This window comes from Acinetobacter sp. CS-2 (genome assembly GCF_016599715.1).
GTDB lineage: Bacteria > Pseudomonadota > Gammaproteobacteria > Pseudomonadales > Moraxellaceae > Acinetobacter.
The window spans coordinates 201,485-216,488 of sequence record NZ_CP067021.1 but is presented as its reverse complement, the minus strand read 5'-3'; the positions used below and the strand labels follow the sequence as shown (position 1 = coordinate 216,488).

Annotated in this window: 12 protein-coding genes and 3 pseudogenes; 10 read left to right on the top strand and 5 right to left on the bottom strand. The window is 41.5% G+C overall.

Annotated elements, in window-relative coordinates:
- The first annotated feature begins 96 nt into the window (after positions 1 to 96).
- The 4 genes from JFY49_RS17120 (at position 97) to JFY49_RS17105 (ending at position 3,591) form a co-directional block, all read left to right on the top strand.
- Complete coding sequence (locus JFY49_RS17120; protein WP_039253786.1) at positions 97 to 417, top strand: type II toxin-antitoxin system RelE/ParE family toxin; 321 nt, start codon at positions 97 to 99, stop codon at positions 415 to 417.
- Positions 410 to 682, top strand: a complete 273-nt coding sequence (gene nadS, locus JFY49_RS17115; RefSeq protein WP_000369781.1) for a NadS family protein — start codon at positions 410 to 412, stop codon at positions 680 to 682. The genes JFY49_RS17120 and nadS overlap by 8 nt, the downstream gene beginning before the upstream one ends.
- A 493-nt stretch (positions 683 to 1,175) precedes the next feature.
- Entirely contained in the window at positions 1,176 to 2,651 is a 1,476-nt protein-coding gene (gene msr(E) / locus JFY49_RS17110; protein ID WP_000052512.1) for an ABC-F type ribosomal protection protein Msr(E), read from the top strand.
- Between the two features lie 55 nt (positions 2,652 to 2,706).
- Positions 2,707 to 3,591 carry an Mph(E) family macrolide 2'-phosphotransferase gene (locus JFY49_RS17105; RefSeq protein WP_000155092.1) on the top strand — a complete coding sequence of 295 codons (885 nt, stop codon included), beginning with the start codon at positions 2,707 to 2,709 and terminating at the stop codon, positions 3,589 to 3,591.
- Between the two features lie 181 nt (positions 3,592 to 3,772).
- Here JFY49_RS17105 and JFY49_RS17100 read toward each other — a convergent pair whose 3' ends face one another.
- The 4 genes and pseudogenes from JFY49_RS17100 to JFY49_RS17085 form a co-directional block, all read right to left on the bottom strand.
- The gene (locus JFY49_RS17100; RefSeq protein ID WP_004897650.1) at positions 3,773 to 4,477 is read right to left on the bottom strand and encodes an IS6-like element IS1006 family transposase; all 705 of its coding nucleotides are present in this window, start codon (positions 4,475 to 4,477) and stop codon (positions 3,773 to 3,775) included.
- Positions 4,410 to 5,285 (bottom strand): LysR family transcriptional regulator, encoded by an 876-nt coding sequence (locus JFY49_RS17095; RefSeq protein WP_114190151.1) that lies wholly within the window; start codon positions 5,283 to 5,285, stop codon positions 4,410 to 4,412. The genes JFY49_RS17100 and JFY49_RS17095 overlap by 68 nt, the downstream gene beginning before the upstream one ends.
- Positions 5,286 to 5,312: 27 nt before the next feature.
- Positions 5,313 to 6,527, bottom strand: coding sequence for a chloramphenicol/florfenicol efflux MFS transporter FloR (gene floR / locus JFY49_RS17090; RefSeq protein WP_000214119.1), 1,215 nt, complete (start codon positions 6,525 to 6,527; stop codon positions 5,313 to 5,315).
- Positions 6,528 to 6,743: 216 nt separating this feature from the next.
- A pseudogene (locus tag JFY49_RS17085) lies at positions 6,744 to 8,084 on the bottom strand (DUF3363 domain-containing protein); the annotation flags it as partial.
- 59 nt (positions 8,085 to 8,143) lie between these two features.
- On the opposite strand from JFY49_RS17085, the pseudogene JFY49_RS17080 reads away from it, so the two are divergent.
- Positions 8,144 to 8,458 (top strand): annotated as a pseudogene (locus JFY49_RS17080) (IS6-like element IS1006 family transposase); the annotation flags it as partial.
- Between the two features lie 25 nt (positions 8,459 to 8,483).
- On the opposite strand, the gene JFY49_RS17075 reads toward JFY49_RS17080, so the two are convergent.
- Entirely contained in the window at positions 8,484 to 9,185 is a 702-nt protein-coding gene (locus tag JFY49_RS17075) for an IS1 family transposase (protein ID WP_004693132.1), read from the bottom strand.
- A 60-nt stretch (positions 9,186 to 9,245) separates the two neighbouring features.
- On the opposite strand from JFY49_RS17075, the pseudogene JFY49_RS17070 reads away from it, so the two are divergent.
- The 5 genes and pseudogenes from JFY49_RS17070 to JFY49_RS17050 all read left to right on the top strand — a co-directional run.
- Positions 9,246 to 9,644 (top strand): annotated as a pseudogene (locus JFY49_RS17070) (IS6-like element IS1006 family transposase); the annotation flags it as partial.
- A gap of 436 nt (positions 9,645 to 10,080) precedes the next feature.
- Positions 10,081 to 11,094 carry a nucleotidyltransferase gene (locus JFY49_RS17065; RefSeq protein WP_005006358.1) on the top strand — a complete coding sequence of 338 codons (1,014 nt, stop codon included), beginning with the start codon at positions 10,081 to 10,083 and terminating at the stop codon, positions 11,092 to 11,094.
- Between the two features lie 9 nt (positions 11,095 to 11,103).
- Positions 11,104 to 12,762: a ThiF family adenylyltransferase gene (locus tag JFY49_RS17060; RefSeq protein ID WP_005006360.1), complete on the top strand. Its 1,659-nt coding sequence runs from the start codon at positions 11,104 to 11,106 to the stop codon at positions 12,760 to 12,762.
- On the top strand, positions 12,747 to 13,247 hold the full coding sequence (locus JFY49_RS17055) for a Mov34/MPN/PAD-1 family protein (RefSeq protein WP_005006362.1): 501 nt from the start codon (positions 12,747 to 12,749) through the stop codon (positions 13,245 to 13,247). Before JFY49_RS17060 ends, JFY49_RS17055 begins: the two co-directional genes overlap by 16 nt.
- Positions 13,248 to 13,249: 2 nt before the next feature.
- Positions 13,250 to 14,875 carry an SAVED domain-containing protein gene (locus JFY49_RS17050; protein ID WP_005006366.1) on the top strand — a complete coding sequence of 542 codons (1,626 nt, stop codon included), beginning with the start codon at positions 13,250 to 13,252 and terminating at the stop codon, positions 14,873 to 14,875.
- The last annotated feature ends 129 nt before the right edge of the window (positions 14,876 to 15,004 follow it).

The window sequence follows — 15,004 nt, the reverse complement described above, 5'->3', positions numbered from 1 at the left end:
ACATTTTAATTGGTGAATAACAGAGATCTACCAGCTCTCGTTTTTTGTTATGGAAACTGCTAAAATTCAAATACGCCATTGACGTATAAAGAGTCCATGTTATTTATTGAAACCAGCATCTTTACCAAGCAAATTAAAGACCTTGTATCTGATGAGGAATATCGTCAACTTCAGCAAGATCTTTTGGTACAGCCTGATAGAGGTGATCTAATCAAGAATGGCGGTGGTATTCGCAAAGTACGTTGTGCTCAAGGTAACAAAGGGAAAAGTGGTGGGATACGGGTGATTTATTATTGGGTCACCGAGGATGATCAGATCTTTTTCTTAGTGGCTTATCCAAAATCAGTAAAAGATAATTTAACAGATAAGGAAACTGCCATTCTGCGCCAACTCGTGAAGGAGCAATTTCATGGATAACAACTTATTTGATGACTTGGTTGCTTCAATCAAAGAAGCTGGAGCTATCAAACGTAAAGAAGTTAAAGCAAGCCGAGTTACAGAACTCGAATTGCCTGATATTAAAGAAGTACGTGAAAAAACTGGCTTGAGCCAAAATGAATTTGCTGCACGTCTACATATTAGCCCCCGTACCCTGCAAAATTGGGAACAGGGACGACGCTATCCAACTGGACCAGCAGCTACATTGATTCGAATTTTAGATGCTCACCCAAGCCTTATTTGAAAAAATTACTTAAAAAATGGGAGCTTAAGGCTCCCATTTTTATATTCGTATAAGGTGTATTATGTTAATTTTAGAAAATCTTCACTACTATTATTTTAAAATAAGCCTTATATCCAAGCATAAAACAAGGTTGTCTAGACTTCTTTTAACAGTAAAGTTATCATAAAACTGAATTTTATTTTTTAGGTAAGTTTATGCATTCTATCCGCATTCGTTAAGACACAACTATTTGCATAGTGACACTATTTTATAATGGTGGGCTTTTGTTGTGTCTTTAAGAATATATGCGGATATATAAAGTAAAAGTATGCTTAATTTATAAGTATGCTTTTAGTGCATAGTTTCCAGTTATAACTTAATTGACTAGCTATTTGTCCACCCTGTGGATGAATAGCTTTTTTTTTGGGAGGACACTGTGATGCTAGCTTTTGTTTTCACCTAAATCCTGTTTGCTGCATAAAAAATTTCAAGAGCTAAACAGGAGTAAATAAAAATGAGTTTAATTATTAAAGCGAGAAACATACGCTTGGATTATGCTGGGCGTGATGTTTTGGATATTGATGAATTGGAAATTCACTCTTATGACCGTATTGGTCTTGTGGGTGATAACGGAGCAGGAAAGAGTAGTTTACTCAAAGTACTTAATGGCGAAATTGTTTTAGCCGAAGCGACATTACAGCGTTTTGGTGATTTTGCACATATCAGCCAACTGGGCGGAATCGAAATAGAAACGGTCGAAGACCGGGCAATGTTATCTCGCCTTGGTGTTTCCAATGTACAAAACGACACAATGAGTGGCGGAGAGGAAACTCGTGCAAAAATTGCTGCCGCATTTTCCCAACAAGTACATGGCATTCTAGCGGATGAACCAACTAGCCACCTTGATCTCAATGGAATAGATCTACTTATTGGTCAACTTAAAGCATTTGATGGAGCATTACTTGTTATCAGTCATGACCGATATTTTCTTGATATGGTTGTAGACAAGATATGGGAGTTAAAAGACGGTAAAATTACGGAATATTGGGGTGGTTACTCGGATTACTTGCGTCAAAAAGAAGAAGAGCGACAACACCAAGCCGTAGAATATGAGCTGATGATGAAGGAACGGGAGCGATTAGAATCTGCTGTGCAAGAAAAACGCCAGCAAGCTAATCGATTAGACAATAAGAAAAAAGGAGAAAAATCCAAAAACTCTACCGAAAGTGCTGGACGACTTGGGCATGCAAAAATGACTGGCACCAAGCAAAGAAAACTGTATCAGGCAGCTAAGAGTATGGAAAAGCGTTTGGCTGCATTAGAAGATATTCAAGCACCAGAGCATTTGCGTTCTATTCGTTTTCGTCAAAGTTCAGCCCTAGAACTGCACAATAAGTTCCCGATTACGGCAGATGGTCTGAGCTTAAAATTTGGTAGCCGTACTATCTTTGATGACGCTAACTTTATAATACCGCTTGGCGCTAAAGTCGCTATAACTGGATCGAATGGAACAGGGAAAACGTCCTTGTTAAAAATGATATCAGAACGTGCTGATGGATTAACCATATCTCCAAAAGCTGAAATTGGCTACTTTACACAAACAGGATATAAATTTAACACGCATAAATCTGTGCTCTCCTTTATGCAGGAAGAGTGCGAGTACACAGTTGCGGAAATTCGTGCAGTATTGGCTTCAATGGGGATCGGAGCGAATGATATTCAAAAAAACTTATCCGACTTATCGGGAGGTGAAATCATCAAACTGCTTTTATCCAAAATGCTTTTAGGAAAATATAATATTTTGCTTATGGATGAACCAGGAAACTATCTTGACCTAAAAAGTATTGCCGCATTAGAAACAATGATGAAGTCCTATGCAGGAACTATTATCTTCGTATCTCATGACAAGCAATTGGTCGATAATATTGCTGACATTATCTACGAGATCAAAGACCACAAAATCATCAAGACTTTTGAGAGAGATTGTTAATGATAGCCAATCTAATCCGAACATTAATTATTGAACTCTTTAAAGGAAATTAAAAATGACAATTCAAGATATTCAATCACTTGCTGAAGCACACGGCTTGTTGCTTACGGACAAAATGAATTTCAATGAAATGGGCATTGATTTTAAGGTCGTTTTTGCTCTTGATACAAAGGGGCAACAATGGTTGCTGCGTATTCCTCGTCGTGATGGCATGAGGGAACAAATCAAGAAAGAAAAACGCATTTTAGAATTGGTAAAAAAACATCTTTCTGTAGAGGTTCCTGATTGGAGAATTTCATCTACAGAATTAGTGGCTTATCCCATACTTAAAGATAATCCTGTTTTAAATTTGGATGCTGAAACCTATGAAATAATTTGGAATATGGACAAAGATAGCCCGAAATACATAACATCTTTGGCAAAAACCTTATTTGAAATCCATAGTATTCCTGAAAAAGAAGTTCGGGAAAATGATTTGAAAATTATGAAACCTTCAGATTTAAGACCTGAAATAGCAAACAATTTGCAGTTAGTAAAATCTGAAATTGGTATAAGTGAGCAATTGGAAACCCGCTACAGAAAATGGTTGGATAATGATGTTCTATGGGCAGATTTCACCCAATTTATACATGGCGATTTATATGCTGGGCATGTACTAGCTTCAAAGGATGGAGCTGTTTCAGGCGTTATTGATTGGTCAACAGCCCATATAGATGACCCAGCGATTGATTTTGCTGGGCATGTAACTTTGTTTGGAGAAGAAAGCCTCAAAACTCTAATCATCGAGTATGAAAAACTAGGGGGTAAAGTTTGGAATAAACTATATGAACAGACTTTAGAAAGAGCAGCGGCCTCTCCTTTGATGTATGGTTTATTTGCCTTAGAAACTCAAAATGAAAGCCTTATCGTTGGAGCAAAAGCTCAGTTGGGAGTTATATAATTTAAAAATATGATTGCTGAGAACTGCCTTGTTTTGAAACTTGGTTGGCTTTAATTAGTTTTTAGTATTCTTTATAGAAAATGCCTCGATCAAGGGGCATTTCTAACAATCATTTAACATAAAATTTCTGGCACTGTTGCAAATAGAGATTTGAGTCGATGATGTTCCCTTTAAAAAGTACTTAGAGACCGAAAACCCTGTTGATTAGACACACTTCACCCTGAGGCTGACCATAATAAAATGACGATGCTTGTCCTTTACGTAGTGCACGCATGACTTCAATACCTTTAATTGTGGCATAAGCCGTCTTCATAGATTTGAATCCTAATGTGGCCCTGATGATCCGCTTTAGCTTGCCATGATCACATTCAATCACGTTATTTTTAAACTTAATCTGCCTGTGCTCAAGGTCTGGTGGACATTTACCTTCCCGTTTTAACCGTGATAAAGCACGTCCATATGTGGGTGCTTTATCCGTGTTGATCACTTGTGGAATTTGCCACTTCTTCACATTATTTAAAATTTTTCCAAGAAAACAATATGCTGATTTGGTATTACGTCTAGAAGAAAGATAAAAATCAATGGTATCGCCACGTTGATCGACTGCACGATACAGATAAGACCATCGTCCATTCACTTTTACATAGGTTTCATCAATATGCCACGAGCTCAGATCTGTAGGATTACGCCAATACCAGCGTAAACGTTTTTCTATTTCAGGAGCATAACGTTGAACCCAACGGTAAATAGTCGTGTGATCAACATTCACACCCCGTTCGGCCAGCATTTCCTGCAGTTCACGATAGCTAATGCCATATTTACAATACCAGCGCACAGCCCAAAGAATGATTTCGCCCTGAAAATGCCGACCATGGAAAGGATTCATATGCTGCACCTTTAGCTAAAACAGTCTTCAGCTTACCATTCGTGGTTATTTGCAACAGTGCCGATAGCAGCGTGTCGCGCCCCACATCAAAGCGCCGGATCGACGGTGCGGGCCAACGCCCGGCAAGGCGCAGCACGATATGGTCATGGACCTGCGGGCCGGTGCCACCATAGCGAACAATGAAAGTCTCGCCGACCAGATCGGACCAAGTGATTGCGGACTGCCCGGCGAGGCGATGCCCATCCGATAGCACGGCCACCAGCGGTTCGGTCCAGATCGGTCGGGTATGGCAGTCGGGCATCTCGGGCTTGCCCGCGACGAACACCACGTCGAGCTGGTCAGCACGAAGCTGCATCACCGCATCGCGGGCTGTGCCTTCGGTGATCTCAACCTCAATGCCCGTATGTTCTTCCCGATAATGACGGATCAGCTCCGTGAGAAAGCTGCGTGGGATTAAGGCATGGATGCCGATGCGAAGCCGGCCGTATTCTCCTTGAGCTGTCATGCCTGCGGTCTTCACTGCGTGATCGAGTTGATCGACACCCGCCGTGACACGCTCCATGAAGTGCCTGCCTGCGTCTGTTAGCCGAACGCCCCGCGCATGGCGCTCAAATAGCAGGACACCAAGGTTATCCTCCAGCGCTTTCACACGCGCGCTGACGCTCGACTGGCTGATACCAAGTGCCTTGGCCGCATGCCGAAAATTCAGATGCTCGGCGACGGCGATGAACTGAACAAGGGAAATGAGCGGTATCCTGCCAGACAGGATACCGACATTCACGAGGTTTCGATGGTTAGTGCGCCGCATCGGAGCGGGCCTGCTACCAGTCGTCGGTTAGACGACTGGCGACTTCTCGGTGGCAGCCCCACGGAGCCGAAGGAGCACCAGCCCCAACGAAACCAGTACCGCCATCGCCGTGGCGTAACAGATCACGGGCCACGCTGTGTCACCGTTTAAAAGTGCCACCGCCAATGTCCCGACAATGCTGACTATCAGGCTTTGAACGCAGAAGTAGAACGCGACCGCTGATCCCGCGATGTCGTCGAACTCTGCCAAAGCGCCGTTCGCGGTAACGGACACCGTGAAGACAATACCGACCGCGACAACCCACATCGGTAGGATGAAGGTGAGGAATGACGGCGAGCCGTAAAGTTCGCCGATCCCCAACAGGACCGCTCCGCAAACAAGCAACGCCATCCCACGCGCCACGCATCCTGCGATGCCCCATCTGGCGACAAAGGACTTCGCGAAACGGGTTGTCACGATCATTACAAGCGCGACAGTGGCGAAGGCAAAGCTGAATCCGATCTCGGAATATTCCGCTTGGCCTATGAGCACACGGGGAGCCGTCGAGAAGAAGACGAAGAAGGTGCCCATACCGGCGCTAAAGCCGACAGTGTAAACCCAAAAAGCCGGACTCGCGAAGATCGGCAAGACAGATCGGCGCGTCTTGACTTGATCCAGAGGGCGGGTTTCGTGCCACCTGAAACCCGCATTTAGGAGTGCGAGCATCGCCAGTATAGCCAAAGTAATGAATATCGCCTGCCATCCCAAGAACTCGCCGATCAATGCTCCGGCGATAGGGCCGAGCGCAGGCACGAACGCCAGCATCGAACTGAAAAGGCCGTAGATGACGACACCCTCAGGACGGTTGGCATAAACGTCGCGAACCGTCGCGAACGTCGCCACCAGCATGGCCGACGCGCCCACTGCTTGAAGTAGACGGAAAGCGACAAAGGCCGGTGCAGTTGAAGACCAAGCTGCTCCCAGAGACGCAATGACGAAAGCCGTTGCGCCCGCAAGTAGAATTGGCCGTCGCCCGATTCTGTCTGAGAGCGGACCAAAAATCACCTGGCCCACGCCGAGCATCACCATATAGAGGCTCAACGTGAGTTGGATCATAGCGGGCGTCGTGTTCAGGATGCCGGGCATCGCTGGAACGACAGGGAGATAAATATCCATCGCCAGTGAAGCGAGGATGTCGAAAGGAGCCATCAGCAGCAGTGCTGCCGGCAGCGTATAGGCCCACGCGGGGCGTGTGGTGGTCATGACGAATCAACCCTCGATTAAGGAATACCGGGCGACGTCTGCTCGTCAGCAATCAGATGAGACTAGCCTTACAGAGCGCCGCAACAACAATACTGGTTGTTGCGGCTTACTTGTCTGCTGACTTGGAATTTCCCATCTGATTACTCCACGCTTACGAATATGAATTGCTACATTTTATCCGATTATCTTTTGCTTCGCAATGCGGCATGGGCGCACTCAGCGTTCCAGCCCCCTCTGCCGCCCTAACTGCCACGACACCGACCCGCCCTGCACGATGCCCATAACCTCGCGGCCGAGTTGGCGGTCGATGATCGGCCGCCACGGGACAAGGGTGAACTCATGGGATTTCTCGACCACGGCGAACTTGCCGCTCGATAGATGCACGGTTCCGGTAAACTTGCCGCTGACGCTCTCGCCGTCCGTGGCGGCGCGGAACGGCAGGCCCTTACTCAAAGCCATATCCGATCCGACGCCGGCTACCTCGCGCTCCCGCAGGATGGCGAGAAGGTTGCGCCGGTAGAAGACGCGGCTGTCCCGGCTGCGGGTGGCGTCGCCCTGTTCGATATGGTGCTCGCGGCGCTGGTCCATGGCTTCGCGGACTTGTTGCCCGAAGCCGGTTGGCGCAAGGTCGGCCGTCTCGCCGTGGATCAGCCGCCGGTCCAGCCAGGTCGCGCCGTCCGATCCGATCTGTTTGTTCAGATCGACCGGGGAAAGGACGCGAACGCTGGCCTGACTGTCTCGGCCGGCGTCATGGGCGGCGGCACGGCTGACCAGATCATCGGGGATGCGCCATTGGTCGGCGTCGATCCGCTCGACGATACCGGCCCGGCGTAGCGCCTCCAGCCGGCGCACATGGGCATCGACATAGCCCTCATAGTCGCCGCCTGGAACGCGGCCCTCGAACTTGGCCTGCTCCAGATGGCGGCTCGGCCGATAGATGCCGTCCTTTGCAATGGCGGTAATGGTGCGGTCGGACGGCCGGGCTGCCGCCTCGGCGGGGCCGAGCTGGACGACGCTGCCGATGCGGGCGTCCTCGAGCCGCTCGAGCGCGATGCCGGCGATGTGGTGCGTGCGGCCGTCGATGCCGTCCACCACAACGGTCAGGTTCTCCCCCAGTTCGTCGGACAGGTGCTTGTCCACGACGCGGCCGACGATGGGCGTCTCGGGCGCTCCGTCATGGATTTGGAAGCTCATGGGATCGCGTTCGCCGCCCTGCGGGCCGAGCGCCTTCTGCATGGTGCGGATAATGTCGCCCCGCTCTCCAAGCTCGCGCAGGGCCGGTTCCATGTCCTTGCTCAATTCCCAAACGCCGGGCGCGTGCTCGGTCGCCAGTCCCATCTTCTCCAGCTTGGTAAGACGATGCAGGCGTAGGGTGCGCTCGAACTGCCGCCTCGGCGCTGCCGGTTCATGGCGAAGGTCGAGGAAACGGGCATCGGCTTCCTCGGCCATGGCGCGGTCGATCCGGGTGAAACGATCTTGGTCTATTTCGGCCGACAGCTTGCGCGTCTGCTCGATCTCGGTCACGGGGCCGAGTTCGAGACTGGCAAGTTCGCTGGCACTGTTGCAAATAACCACGAATGGTAAGCTGAAGACTGTTTTAGCTAAAGGTGCAGCATATGAATCCTTTCCATGGTCGGCATTTTCAGGGCGAAATCATTCTTTGGGCTGTGCGCTGGTATTGTAAATATGGCATTAGCTATCGTGAACTGCAGGAAATGCTGGCCGAACGGGGTGTGAATGTTGATCACACGACTATTTACCGTTGGGTTCAACGTTATGCTCCTGAAATAGAAAAACGTTTACGCTGGTATTGGCGTAATCCTACAGATCTGAGCTCGTGGCATATTGATGAAACCTATGTAAAAGTGAATGGACGATGGTCTTATCTGTATCGTGCAGTCGATCAACGTGGCGATACCATTGATTTTTGGTGGTGTTTTAAAAAGTATGCTGACATTAAATGAAGCCATTATTGATGTAAAAGAAGGTTAAGTCGAAGGCTTTAAAATGGTTTTCAAGCTTTTTGGAGAAATTACAACTTCTTCTAAAACCACGCCTTATTCGATGCCTTATTTTGCAATTATTACCTTCAATTCCTACAGTAAAAAACTTACCAATACTTTGCTTGCAGTTTTTAAAAGCAGTGATGAAACTGTCCCAATGATCACTTGCAATTCGGGTGTAGTGAATACCTAATTGTTTAAGCTTTGTCTTCAACCTTTGGACTGTAGCTAAATCTCTCTTACCCCAAACATAAGCAACAATCTCACCTGTTTCTCGATGGTAAGCGTAAATAAGCCATTGTTTATTATTTTTATTTCCAACAAAAGTCCAGAATTCATCTACTTCGAGAGATTCATAATGACTTTGTTTAGGCTGAATTTGATAGGCCGATTCAGTTAAAGTCCGTAAGACTTTACCGATACTAATGCGCTCAACTTCAGCGATATCTCGTATACCGCTGCCTCTGACCATTAACTGTAATATTTTACGAGTAATGCCAGAATTACATCCTAGATAGCTCAGAGCATGGTCACCAATAAACTGACGTTTGCAGTCTTTGCATTGGTAGTTCTGTTTCCCATCTACTTTGATGCCATTTTTCTTTATATTGTCACTGAGGCAGGTTGGACATTTGATTTCTAGAGTTATTTGCATTTCTCTATTTTATCAAAACTCAACCTGCTTTTTTTTAGCATACTTTTTGATACACCACCTGATTTTTATCTTTCTTCTAGACGTAATACCAAATCAGCATATTGTTTTCTTGGAAAAATTTTAAATAATGTGAAGAAGTGGCAAATTCCACAAGTGATCAACACGGATAAAGCACCCACATATGGACGTGCTTTATCACGGTTAAAACGGGAAGGTAAATGTCCACCAGACCTTGAGCACAGGCAGATTAAGTTTAAAAATAACGTGATTGAATGTGATCATGGCAAGCTAAAGCGGATCATCAGGGCCACATTAGGATTCAAATCTATGAAGACGGCTTATGCCACAATTAAAGGTATTGAAGTCATGCGTGCACTACGTAAAGGACAAGCATCGTCATTTTATTATGGTCAGCCTCAGGGTGAAGTGTGTCTAATCAACAGGGTTTTCGGTCTCTAAGTACTTTTTAAAGGGAACATCATCGACTCAAATCTCTATTTGCAACAGTGCCGAACTTCTTAGGTTTCATACATGAGGATTTTGATAGGCTCACTGACTATTTTAAATTGTGTGCCTTAACTCTCTGTTCTAAAAGGCTATTCAGAATTTTTAGACTGTTTATTTTGAACATTCTTTTTACTCTGTGGTGGCGATGCCGTAATTGGACCTTGCAAGATGCATGGTCGTGTATGGGCGATGTCCAGAAAGAATTTGACTCAAAACTATTTTAGTTGGGAAGGAATGCTAAAAATTGGAGATTGATACATCTCATCGTTTGTTTAAATATTTTTTGATTAAATTTTCCCTTTAAAAATTCTATTTTTTTTAATGTCTTAACTTGTATTTAATATAGGAGATCCCCATAACAACAAAAGCACTACAGGAATACAACAATATGGCGAATCCACAAAAACACTATGCTAAGTTCCACACAAATATTCGATTAGGTCGTTATGACGAAGAAAGTACATTACGTGAAAAACGTGACCTTTTGATTAGCACCTTAAAAGATGAACTCAAAAAGGATCCAAATGGTCCTCAATTTGTTGAATACTTTAATCAAGGTAGTTATGCCTTGGGCACAGGGATTAAGCCTAAGAATGGAGATTATGATATTGATGTAGGAGTTTTATTAGATTGTGACAAAGAGGAATATGGCTCAGTAGAAATTAAAAAAATTGTTAGAGATGCTTTAACTCATTCAAATAGAACTGTAACGATCAAACGACCTTGCGTAACTGTCACTTATCTCAAAAATGGTAGTCCCGATTATCATGTAGATCTGCCCATCTACGCTGAAGACGACAAAGGCAATATGTATCTAGCTCGAGGTAAGGAATTCTCCTCTGAAGACCTTAAGACTTGGGATATTTCAAATCCTACTGAACTTACCGATACAATTTTGGGAAAATTTGAAGATGATTCAGATTTACGTCATCAGTTTAGACGATGTACTCGCTACTTGAAACAATGGCGAAATGAGAAAGGTCTAGATTTTTTTAAGAGTATTGCTATCACTACAGCTGTATATGAGCATATAACAGCTGAAGATTATGAGAATGATAATAAGGTATTACTTTCTATAGTAAATAATGTATTAGATCAATTCACTACCTTTAGCATTGATCCAGAAAATAACGAGTATTACTTCAGACTCGTAATTAATTTACCTGCACATCAAGGTGTAGACTTACTCGAAAAATTGACCCGAAAACAAATGGAGCACTTAAAATCAAAACTTGAAGATTTAAAATCATCTTTAGAAGCTGTAAATGAGGAAACTGATACAGTAGAAGCTTGCAAAATTTTAAATAAAACTTTTGGAAGACAATTCCCTATCCCTGAAATACAAGAAGTGTCCGAACCAGTAGTACAAACTTATTACACTCAAGAAGGAAAATCTGCTTAGGAAAACTCAATGTTTTTTGATAACCCAAAGTTAGACAATATTGAAAAGCTATTAAGTGAACATGGAGCTCAAAATATCCATGTCACTTCTATTACTAAGGATTGGGTTAATCTAAAATTTGATTTTCTCATTAATACACAACAGGTTTGCCTTGGTCTAATTTTTCAAAATAGAGCTAATTGGACGATACCTCCCATTTTTAGAATATTGACACGACCAATGTCTGCCTTAGATCATGTGAGTCAAAGTGGGGAAATTTGTACTACGGATCATCAAGGTGAAAACTTTGAAGGCTATAGACATAAAGAACTTATTACTGAATTCTTTGAAAGGGCTATAGATATACTCAAGCAATCTTTTATTAATTTTCAATTAAACAACCGAGTAAGCTTGTATAACGAACTAGAAGGATATTTAGGCAGCACTCAAAATATAAATGAGGATGTAATATTACATTGCGACCCTACTTCTACATTTAATTTATATGGTTGGTTAAGAAAATCATCAAAAGGGAATCATCAAATATTAGAGCATATTGATGATGGCGATAGTTCTTACATAAACCACAACCAGCTCACAAAAGTAAAAATTCATAAGATATTATTAGAAGATGCTTCTGTTTTCCCCATACCAGATATAGGAGATTATTTTAATGAGGACTATTTTCTAAAAATTGTTAATACCCTCTCTAATGAGAACAAACGATCTTTGTTAAAACAAGGCAATCATTATGCCCTAGTGGGAATTCCAAATGAACATGGATTTGCTTATGTGATTTTTTATTATGCCATTTGGTATTCTTTCAAAGAAAAAGTATCCTTCAAAGGCTTTAAAGTCTCTTTAACACAAAGAGCGTGGATAGATTATTTATTAAATAGAACGGGGCAAGAGAAAAAAACAAGACATATAGCGATTATCGGATGTGGGGCTTTAGGCTCAAAGATTGCAGAGATATTAGCTCAAACAGGCGTAAATAAATTTTCTTTCATAGATCCAGAGCTTTTAAAAACAGATAATATTTATCGTCATTCTTTAGGTTTGCAGTATGTTAATACCTATAAATCTACTTCTTTAGCTAATAAGTTTTTAATAGAAAGGCCCGGATTAACTATTTTTCCATTCGTAAGCCATGGTGAAAGCTGGATAAAATCAAAAATTACTGAAGATATTGATACTATCATCATAGCAATTGGCCATACTCCTACTGAGATTTCTCTCGTAAAAACTATTTATGAAATAAGTGCAAACATTCAAGTAATAATAGGCTGGTTAGAACCTTATGATTTAGGTGGACATTTTATTTCTTTCAATAATAAACATGTAGGATGTTTAAACTGCTTATATTTTGATGAAAAATCAAATAAAAGTCTTACCCCTATGTATAAATATGTACAATCTGGACAGCTAATTGCTAAAAATATTACAGGGTGTGCTGGTGCATTTACCCCCTTCTCTTCTTTAAATTGCATGAAGCTAGCAAGCTATATTTCTGAATATGTCCTGAATCAACAATTAGGATTTGTTTCTATTTCTGGCGACAATCAGAATGCAAATAAAAATGGAATAATTACTACCCCTTTTTATAATTCAGTAAATAATTCAAATGGAATTAATATATTGAATTTAAAAGAAATTTATAAAGAAGTATGCCCATGTTGCAATACATAACTCAAGGGAGGATTAAATGTGACACACCTACAGGCCAAGTCTTTATTATTCAAGCAAATGTTTTAAAGAGTTTAAAGCAATTTATACAATTAGAATCAGATTCTCCAGAATCGGGTGGCATTCTAATTGGAAGAACAGACATAGAAACTAAAGCTAAAATCATTGAAAGCTTTACCTCTCCTATGGAAGGAGACTGTCAAACACGTATGTCTTTCTTTAGGTCAAAGTCCCACCAATATGCTTTAATACAAGCTTGGAACGAATCTAAAAAATTCTATAATTTTCAAGGCCTATGGCATACACATCCTGAAGATGTACCAACACCCTCTCCAACCGATTTAAGGGATATAGATACTGTTCTAAATGGCATTACCAATCTTAATGACCCAGTTTTATATTTAATAATCGGAAGAGTAAAAACTGGAATCTGGATTGGTAGAAAAAATTTTAAAATCAAACTGTTAGGTTATATTGAGTTAAATTGAAAATGCAACTAGACCCATCCCTAAGTTTACAGACTTCTTTATCAGCAATAGATGATTTATCAAATGCAAATAAATATATAGAAGAAATTTTAAAGCATATTTGTATAGATTCATTAGGTGTATTAGTTGATGAAGAACGTAAAAATATAATTTTTGTCTTATTGAAAAATAAAAGCCCTGAAAGTTTTTTCCGTATAATTCTCAATTATGATGATACTTTAACTTTTGTCCGAAGATTGCTTGCCAAAAAAATTTCCATTTATGCACGCTTTCTTCAAGGTCACATAATTGATGCCCACACTCTACATGATTTTGAAAAGTTAAAAGAAACATGGAATTTAACCTCCTCTCAAGAGAGCGAAGTTAAAGATGTAGATTTTGTTCCTAGAAAGATTCCTAAACAAAAACCAAACCCTGTAAACCAATTAGAATATTTCATAAAAAGAATTTTTGATTTTGAGCATCTTACAGGTAGGGGTAACGATTTATCTGAAAAAGATAAAAACCAGATTTATCTCTCAAGTCATGGCCGATGTATGTTTAAAGGATGTGGTGCAAAATTAAACATAGATGAAATAACTGGATTTGAAGGTACATATGGCGTTTTAGCTCATAATGTTGCAGCATCAGAAAATTCTACTCGCGGTATCCCCTTCTTCTCATATCAACTATCAGATGATCCAACGAATATTTTATTATTATGTGAAAAACATCATAGGTTAATTGATAAAGTTGCTGGCGCAGAATATACAGCTTCAAGACTCTCGCAAATGAGAAGTAATTTCACAGCACAATGCGAAGATTTATTAGATTCTTTAAGCTTTACTCCTATGCCAGTGTATTTATTTTTCTGGCCCGTGAATCGCAATATTCCTCAGTCTCCTTCACGACGTGATATTGCAAGCTGCCTTCTCCCATTAAAATCTATTTTGCATAAAGATAAGACACTAATTCATGAACCATTACCAGCTCATTTAAGAGCTTCAGCTGATGAGTTCTATAAAAAGTATTTTTTAGAAGAATTTGAAGTTCAAACAGAACAATTACTTAGGGAAACTAAATTTGATGATAAGAGAGTAGCTATTTTTGGCTTCGGCCCTATGCCATGCCTAATAGCATTAGGAAGTAAATTAGGAAATAAAGGGAAATTTATACCTATGCTTATGTATAGGGATGGAAGTTGTTGGATGTGGCCTGATCTTATATGTACAACCAAAGCGTATGAAATTAATAATTTCAGTGAAATAGAAGATTGTACTGAAATTACTATTAGATTGAATCTCACTGCTGATCCAGAAACCTCTAAAAATAAGGCTGTTGAATTAGGACATCCGGTAATTAATATTACTGCTAAACCAGAATATATGGGGAATGGAGCAATAAGAAATCCTGAACGAGGACTAAGTTTCATGCAAGATATTCATGCGTTATTTCATAGTCTAACAGATAAAGGAATTACCAAAATTCATGTCTTACCATGTGCATCCAATGCTGCTTGTATATGGTTTGGACAAGCATTTGATCTGCATCATCCTGAAATGGTTATTTATGATTACTTAAATAATTCAATGGTTCCAAGACTTCAAATTCGAAATAATGGAAGCAAGAATGAAATCGCTGTAATTTAAACAGTATATTTGATAGTACTTTCATACCATTAGATTTAAATATGACATTAGTAAATGGAGTTTAGCTCTAATGGGGCTTTGTTGCATAAATATCTAAGACTATGATTTTGTTTAATTTATTTTTGGATT

Coding starts and splice junctions, on each gene's coding strand:
- JFY49_RS17055 (WP_005006362.1), top strand. CDS start 12,747: ATGTTGCAATACATAACTCAAGGGAGGATTAAATGTGACACACCTACA.
- JFY49_RS17075 (WP_004693132.1), bottom strand. CDS start 9,185: ATGCAAATAACTCTAGAAATCAAATGTCCAACCTGCCTCAGTGACAAT.
- floR (WP_000214119.1), bottom strand. CDS start 6,527: ATGACCACCACACGCCCCGCGTGGGCCTATACGCTGCCGGCAGCACTG.
- nadS (WP_000369781.1), top strand. CDS start 410: ATGGATAACAACTTATTTGATGACTTGGTTGCTTCAATCAAAGAAGCT.
- JFY49_RS17050 (WP_005006366.1), top strand. CDS start 13,250: ATGCAACTAGACCCATCCCTAAGTTTACAGACTTCTTTATCAGCAATA.
- JFY49_RS17065 (WP_005006358.1), top strand. CDS start 10,081: ATGGCGAATCCACAAAAACACTATGCTAAGTTCCACACAAATATTCGA.
- JFY49_RS17100 (WP_004897650.1), bottom strand. CDS start 4,477: ATGAATCCTTTCCATGGTCGGCATTTTCAGGGCGAAATCATTCTTTGG.
- JFY49_RS17120 (WP_039253786.1), top strand. CDS start 97: ATGTTATTTATTGAAACCAGCATCTTTACCAAGCAAATTAAAGACCTT.
- JFY49_RS17105 (WP_000155092.1), top strand. CDS start 2,707: ATGACAATTCAAGATATTCAATCACTTGCTGAAGCACACGGCTTGTTG.
- JFY49_RS17095 (WP_114190151.1), bottom strand. CDS start 5,285: ATGCGGCGCACTAACCATCGAAACCTCGTGAATGTCGGTATCCTGTCT.
- JFY49_RS17060 (WP_005006360.1), top strand. CDS start 11,104: ATGTTTTTTGATAACCCAAAGTTAGACAATATTGAAAAGCTATTAAGT.